At 44.1% G+C, this 7,714-nt stretch carries 6 protein-coding genes and 1 pseudogene; 2 read left to right on the forward strand and 5 right to left on the reverse strand.

Annotated elements, in window-relative coordinates:
- On the forward strand, positions 1 to 194 hold a 194-nt coding region (locus ACJHXA_RS23195; RefSeq protein WP_000718190.1), incomplete at its 5' end, for an IS1 family transposase.
- 654 nt (positions 195 to 848) lie between these two features.
- On the opposite strand, the gene ACJHXA_RS23200 is transcribed toward ACJHXA_RS23195, so the two are convergent.
- Positions 849 to 4,670: an anti-phage transmembrane ATPase gene (locus ACJHXA_RS23200; protein ID WP_064055658.1), complete on the reverse strand. Its 3,822-nt coding sequence runs from the start codon at positions 4,668 to 4,670 to the stop codon at positions 849 to 851.
- A gap of 219 nt (positions 4,671 to 4,889) precedes the next feature.
- Here ACJHXA_RS23200 and ACJHXA_RS23205 point away from each other — a divergent pair.
- Positions 4,890 to 5,075 (forward strand): annotated as a pseudogene (locus ACJHXA_RS23205) (hypothetical protein); the annotation flags it as partial.
- A gap of 17 nt (positions 5,076 to 5,092) precedes the next feature.
- Here the strand turns inward: ACJHXA_RS23205 and ACJHXA_RS23210 are convergent.
- The 4 genes from ACJHXA_RS23210 to yacB form a co-directional block, all read right to left on the reverse strand.
- Complete coding sequence (locus ACJHXA_RS23210; RefSeq protein WP_000142450.1) at positions 5,093 to 5,440, reverse strand: DUF6404 family protein; 348 nt, start codon at positions 5,438 to 5,440, stop codon at positions 5,093 to 5,095.
- Between the two features lie 301 nt (positions 5,441 to 5,741).
- Positions 5,742 to 6,224, reverse strand: a complete 483-nt coding sequence (locus ACJHXA_RS23215; protein WP_001311056.1) for a hypothetical protein — start codon at positions 6,222 to 6,224, stop codon at positions 5,742 to 5,744.
- Between the two features lie 116 nt (positions 6,225 to 6,340).
- Entirely contained in the window at positions 6,341 to 7,189 is an 849-nt protein-coding gene (locus ACJHXA_RS23220; RefSeq protein WP_023154360.1) for a 3'-5' exonuclease, read from the reverse strand.
- Between the two features lie 45 nt (positions 7,190 to 7,234).
- The gene (yacB, locus tag ACJHXA_RS23225) at positions 7,235 to 7,513 is read right to left on the reverse strand and encodes a type II toxin-antitoxin system toxin YacB (protein ID WP_097309154.1); all 279 of its coding nucleotides are present in this window, start codon (positions 7,511 to 7,513) and stop codon (positions 7,235 to 7,237) included.
- Positions 7,514 to 7,714: the final 201 nt, after the last annotated feature.

Genomic DNA, 7,714 nt, shown 5'->3' on the forward strand with positions numbered 1-7,714 from the left:
CGCTGTATGAATCCCGCCTGAAGGGAAAGCTGCACGTAATCAGCAAGCGATATACGCAGCGAATTGAGCGGCATAACCTGAATCTGAGGCAGCACCTGGCACGGCTGGGACGGAAGTCGCTGTCGTTTTCAAAATCGGTGGAGCTGCATGACAAAGTCATCGGGCATTATCTGAACATAAAACACTATCAATAAGTTGGAGTCATTACCTAATTCTGTTGCAGCATAAACATTATTTTCTCCTGGCGCGGAAATCGCATTACGGATTTTTTCAAAAGCATAACTGAAATCATTTCTCTCATTGAATGCAGTAAACATGTCCTTTCCTCAGTTGAATAGTTAGCCGTGCAATTTTACCACACCTCAATCATCGCCAGATGAGTGCCACTCTGTTGAGAACAGTGACTTTCACAAAAAATGAATTTCACATACTGAAATAATAAGTAGCCATATAGAAACGCAGTTAAATTACCGGAGAGCCGTTTCCGTCAGATCCGACTTTCCGGAATATCACAACTTTCCGGAAGTGTACCACGCTGAGAAAATAATCATATCGCTGTTTTCCGCCCCTGCGCGGCGCATCACAGGTCAGGGAGATGACACAACATATAGTGTCATGAGCAGCTGAATGAGATACCACATGTTGTGCTGACAGGAGGTGGCGTTGTGTGGGGGGAGAGGAAGATCCGTAACCAGGAGTTTTCGGATCTTCCTGAAGAAAAAGAAAGATTAATGTAAAATTAACAATAATTAACAGCCATTGATAACTAAAACAGATTAATGCACATTAAGCATTAATCTGTTTTTATTTTTGTATTTAAGGCAATTAAAACACCGTATCAATGATGCTCAGTCATAAAACTCAACATCACGGACATAGCGTACGGGAGTAATAACAATTTTGTGTTCATCACGCCCTGACCCCATTTTTGGCGGCTGAATAAATCCAAGATTGCTGATTAATTCGGCCACTTCCCACAAATCCACGGAGTGAGGGATTTTCCTGAACCTGTCATGTGGTAACAGTCCATGATAGCTCTCATCAGCAAAACTGTTCAGCACCACGCAAAGCGCGTCTTTGCCAGCATCCCCGGCAACCAGACAACGTTTAAGCAGTGTCAGGCGCAGATCATCGTCACCCATCCAGGGACTCAGTTCTGCCAGAATATCTAATGACAGCAGGTAGCTCTTATCAAGAATTCCCGGTTTGTTATCACGCAACCAGCGTAAAGCGGCAACTTTTATATTCATACCGATTAGCTTGTGACGAAAAAGTTCGCTTGCCAGTTCTTCATCAAAGTCACCCTCGATATAAAAAATATCTTCTGGCTCCTGGGTAATAATCTCAGGACGCTGGGCAATAAGGTTACCAAGCAGAGTATTCATCCTGTTAATATCATCAACATTTCCACAGAGAGCATTAAACAACACCGTAAAGACATTAACTGTCGGTGCCAGTTTTTTCTCTGAACATAACAGTTCAGCATTTCGCAATGGAATGTTTTCAGGCACATCGATAATAACAACGTTTAAATTACTCAGTACTTTCAGTAAAGCTTCTTCTGAAATGACTGGCGAGCAAATTAATTCAGAAATAAAATTATTAAATATTCCTGTATCATTTATGACTATATCAGATGGTTCAAATTCAAAGTGTTTCTCATTTACCCACTGAACAAGTTCACCGGAAGTATTAATTGATGTATCATGCAATAAATGAATAATATTATCAAAGGATGGAAAAATCCTGTCATGCTGCAACAGCATGCTATAGATATTTCTCCCTGAAGCATTATTGTCCGCACACTCTGAACGATTAATAATATCATCCAGATTATTTATACAAAAATCCATTTTGGCTATAATCTGTTCAACAACAGTCATTGAGACTTCAGAAGAATTCAGCAATTCAGGAATACGATCAATCTCTTCCGATTCAATAAATACCGATAAAATAAAATCTTCTATGTTAGTCCACAGAACTTCTGTTAATTCAGAAATAGCCAGGGACTCGAGACAATGAAACGGATAAAGAGAGAATGACATTCTTTCTTCATTCTTGTCTTGCGTCAGGCAAAGATAAACATTTTTAAGATTACTGACGGAATATTTGAATAATCCTGCACCCGCAATTTTCCTGATAACAGAACACTTCTCGTCTCCCACATCACCTGGAATATATGAAACTGAAAGTGTATTATCTTTCAACACTTCAAAAAACGCATCACCATATCCTTTTGGCACAGCAGTAATAAGAATTGGGGAGGAATCTATAAGTTCACCGATACGTTTATTAATCTCAACCGATTGCCAGATATTTGATTTTTCAGTCAGGCATAACAGGTGTGCCGCTATTTCCTGAACAAAAAACTTTTGCTCGGGTGTGCGTTCTTCTGACGCACATAAATGTGCCAGCAATCTGTTCAGTATATGTTCATCTGACATAAAAATCTCCAGGTAACGCAGGCGAACATACGTTGTGAAATCGTTCTGCATCAACATCAGCAAACTAACCACACGCTGGCTACCCGTCTGACTCAGTAATGCCATTATATTGTTTTTCAGGGTATCAGGGTCATTATCAATCAGCCATCTGATAACAGCAGGATGTTGAGCATTGTCACGCTGCAGAACCCCCAGCTTTTTGAGTCGTTCAACAATATTATTAACGTTATCAAGATGGAATGAGAATGTTTTTTCCGGACCTTTACCAGACATAACATCCTTAAGAAATAAATTATCTGTCTCACTCAGCCCTCCGGGAATGAAGATTGAGCGATAGGACATGTAATCTGTTGATAAATAACCACTTGATAACAGAAAAAATATAAAGTCAATCTGTTCATGTTCCGACTGAATCGTCAGGACACCTGTATCCTCTTTCTTCTTTATCCAGGCAACAAAGCCTTCATTTGTCATCTTTTCTGCTATATCAGCTACAGTTCCGGAAAGAATTTCGGTCCTCAATGACTCCAGACTGGAAATATTATTTTTCACTCTGGTTATATTATCAACAGATTTAGTTTCAATTAAATGGCATCGTTTTTCATACTGCTGCTTCAGTTTTTCTGTATCCCGCTGATTTATCATGAGAAAAATTTGTCTGTTATAGGGGGTAACGACCTGAATATTTTCCTTATCTAAAAGCATGAGAAATTCATCTTCATCTTGTATCAAATCATCAAGACTTATTTGCCTTCCTTCTGTATAAAAAACAAGCGCGCCGCTATAATTTTTACTAAGGTAAGGCATGAGCAGTTCTTCGCGCAGATTTTCCCGGTTTGCGAGTTTTTCATTTGTTATCGCTACAAGTGACTGTGCCATATCCTCAAGTTCGTTATTTGCAGAATGTAATAATTCATTCTGAATTTCATGGTCTAAGTAGCTTTGAATAAAATGATAAAGAACACCTTTTTTACTATCTATACCATGATAATCTTCCGCACAGAGATTTTTATATGCTATCATGGCAAGTAGTTTGGCCAGATTTTCCCGACTATTGACTAAATTCTGATAGAGTCGAAACTCATTTGTAATATTATGCATTACACGCATATTGGGAATAAATGTCGCAATACGAGAAATACATTCGCTTAAGTTATTATTTATCTCTTCTTCTTTGAATTTTTTAACAAAATGCTCATAAGCATTCTGGTTATCCATCACTGGAATAACAGGCATAACAAAATCAAAGAATTTCGTTCTTGACTCTGCTGAGTTGAAAATACCATCTCTGACAGCATAAATAAATTTTACAGGTTTTCTGTCAGAAAGGCAGTTATTAATAATTTGATTGATTTCCCGCAATTTCACGAAAATCCGGCCATTGTTAAAACGGTCAAGATCTTCGAATATCACTACATCATATTTAGTCGAATCAAAAAAATAGACAATTTCATCAATATAGACATTAAGTAAAGAAGGTGATGATGCCCGGGTTGTAACAGCGCCTTTCAGAAGGTCCACTTTATCAAGACTTACTTTCCTGTCAAATATACCGATACGATGTAACTGGTTCAAAAGCAGGCATAACGATCCCATCACAGATGCCACTGCACCGGACACACGCACCCCAAACGGGCATTCAAGAAGGTAACGGGCGAATGCTCCCGGCAAAGATAGCTTTGTTGTAACGTAATCCGGCGCAAGGAAAAATAAAGCAGCTCCACTCAGTAAAATGGTTCCTGTCAGAAAAGACGCAGACCGCAATATTTGTCCCGCAGTCACATCTGATATACGGTCAATGCGGGAACAGGGAAGCTCATGCTTTTTATTTTTGTAGAGTATTTGTTGCAGAATACTGTATTCAATAGATTTTTCAACACTACCAGTATTTTTCGTCCCTTCGTCACTACTGCTGTCCCCATTACTTTCATCCACATGTCTCTGCATATCAAAATCAGCAAGAGAAACGGTTAACACCCGCAGTGTCCCATTGTGAGCTTTGCACCATGTTTTTAATACTGAGCTTTTCCCTGCCCCATACGGCCCGGTAACAGCAATATTCCGGATATCCGGATGTTCATAAGCATAATTAAGCGCGCTGATATAACAGCCTGCTTTATCTGAGTCGAGTTCTGTCGGAGTCAGTGCTTCATAGCTCACTGCATTTGCCTCAGCATGATCACTATCGGCAACGATCGGTGTCAGCCACGGTGTGGACATTATCATTGATACAATTCCGTTGTTGTTTTAGTTACATTTTACTGGTTTTATTCCGCTTTTATCTCAAGCATGGATCTCTGAATTTCTTAACTTAACCAGACGAGAAGAAAGCAGGCAAAGGCAACCGTACTTACCTGAAGAGACGACTGTGATAGCATAAATCGATTTTTAAGACGATAATTTTCCTCTTACCGTACGTTTTCGTACGGTTGGCCCTCAAACCCCTATCAGGCCTGCCGTGGAGATTTTGTGGTGCGTCTCGACGGCAGCACCTGTCTGCAGTTATGGAATAAAGAAGGCAGAGTGGTACGCCGGGAGGGCGATCCGCTGGAAGTGGCGCAGTGGCTGCAGGCCTGTCATGATGCCGGAATAGAAGTTCGTGTACAGGTTAATGAAAGCGTCACTCCGTAAAAACATGCCAGCACGGTTTACACATCATCCCATGATGGCAGCCGCTTAACTTTCCTGCGCCACCAGTGGAAAGAGGCCATGAGCAGTCCGAACAAAAAACCCCCCGTGATACTTATAATAATGGCCTCACCTGCCACCATTCCTGACGGCCCCCAGTAGATAAACCACATTGCACATCCCCAGGAAATGCCCCATAAGCCCCCCGTCAGCACCGTGACCTGCCAGAACGGCATAAAGGGTAATGGCGGAAGCCGGATACCCAGCCGCCAGAGAATACGCAGAAGAGGAGGGGCATAATTGCTCCGCCACATCTTTTTGCTGTCCATCAGGGCAATGGCCCGGGCTTTTTTCTGCTCAAAGGTCACAGGAGCACCTCCGTTCCATGATGTAAACGTGACACAGCTTATTGTTATTGATTATTATTATCATGCTGTGATTATGTTGTCATGCACCGGTACACTGACAAAAGAAAGGGAGAACAGGAGGCCGGCTGATGAACAGGAAATATTATCTTAATCCGCGTAAGCGGGCCGTGAGGGCCGCTTACAAGCGTGTATGAGATCAGTTTGGATATTCGAAATTATTGTACGTTTAACGCACCATACATTAATGCTAATGTATGCATACATTAGCATTAATGATGAAGGAAAAGAATAACAATGGCAGTCAACCCACTTCTTTTTTGGATTTCTTAATTTTCGTCTGATAAAGCCGCTTTACCCGTTCAATTTCTGCCAGCGTTGCGGACCAGTGTAGTTCGGCGGCATGACGATATCTGGCAGCCATTTTTTCCACCATCTCCGGATTGCTGTCCGCGCTGCGGTGCTGACGCCCCTTCTCCCCAAAAACTTCAACAACCAGCCACTGGCTTCCGGTTCTGCCGAACAATGCCTTGCACAAACGTCTCACAGTCAGCGGGGTTAAATCTGGATCGGGATCATAGGCAATGGTAGCAAAAATAAAGCGCAGCATTTCTGATGTCTTGTAACGCTTTACGCTGGCAGCCAGGCGTGCGGCACGTTGCGGTGCTTCCCAGCGGTCGTTACTGTAATTAGCCACTTCAGCCAGATAATCCTTTTCAAGTTTTTCAGCCGTGTAGCACCTGCCGCCTAAAAAAAGCCGCATGGCCTCCCTGGTTTTATTTCTCACATATCATCCCTCATTAATGCTAATGTACGCATACATTAGCATTAACATACTGACAGTAACAAGCGGCGGATTTACGTCTGGATAACGTAAATGATTGCGGTATACAGGCCAGTCGGTCAGATTTTCAGCCGGGCCTGTTCCTGCAGCAGTTCCAGATGATATGCAGCAATAGCGTTTACCACCCCTGCCGCCATCCGTGCGTCGGCGATCGCTGAGTGTGCCTGCCCTTCCCAGGTCAGTCCGGCCTGGCTGGCAGCACAGGCCAGTGAAATCGTGCCATAGCGGTTGGTGGCCCCATAATATCCTGCAGCCAGCTCCATCGCACAATATACCGTCATTTCTTCCAGCCAGTCAGCCGGATCGCTATGTGCGGCCGCAGTCTGTTTCAGAATGCGGATGTCGAACCGGGAATTAAAGATAATTACTGGTCGATCTCCGATTGCATGCCGCAGTTGCCGCGCCACATCTGTCCATGATGGTGCGCCGCAGAGAGCCTGCTCACTGATACCATGCACAGCGGCGGCCTGCGCCCCGATGGCGACCGTGGGCTTCAGTCTGGTTTCAAATACCACCTGACCGGCCGCATCGGTCAGGCCGATTTCCAGGGCTTCCGCGGTATTATCCAGTCCTGTCGTTTCAGTATCCAGAAAGAGTGGTGCCAGACTCAGCCAGTCATATGCCTGCCGTGCCATCCGGCCACTGGTGCTGTTTAGTCGGGATAAAACGGAAAGCCGCTGGCCAGCCAGCTGTTGTTTACTCGTCAGAGGGCGTTTCTCACGCATCGGAACACAGTCTGCAATTCGGTATACAGCGAACCTGCCACCATAACTATTTTTATACCACTTAACCGGCTCAGCACCGGGGGCTGGCTTCATTCTGAATTCATCGCGCAGACGTCCTTTCGAGAAACACCTGTCTTCGGCAATCGCCTGCGCACGTCTGGTGACCAGCTCATCATTATTCATGGTTCTTGCATCTCCGTCAGACGTTTTTATATCCGGACAGCCCCTCTATGGCCACTTCTGTACAGTATGCAATACTCGCAGGATATACACTTTTCCCCACTGGCTGTCGACCTCATAAACCAGAACAAAATGCGGGTGAATAACCAGTTCCCGGGTACCTTCCACACGACCGTTGCGGCCTTTATACGGCTGCCCGGCCAGGTTGCTGGCTGAATAACCAATCCGTTCGTCCAGTTCAATGGCGGCTATCAGGTTCTGCTCCGCAATGTACTCACGAATGCGCTTCCTGTCCTGGCTGGCCAGCATGGTCCAGAATATCTCCATCATTTACCGGCGACTTTCCTGCTCATTTCATCCCGCCATGCAGCAGCGGAAGATTCGACCATGTCATGGGGAAGTAGGGGAGCCCGCAGAATTCGGAAAAAATCGTACGCTAAGGTTTTCCGGGCATCCGTAAGGGCCGAAACTTCCCGTCTTCCAGTCTGCGGCTCTGCCGCCAGACGTAATCGCCGGTTAGGTTGATGT

The organism is Escherichia sp. WS33 (assembly GCF_046486385.1).
In the GTDB taxonomy this organism is placed as follows: domain Bacteria; phylum Pseudomonadota; class Gammaproteobacteria; order Enterobacterales; family Enterobacteriaceae; genus ECMA0423.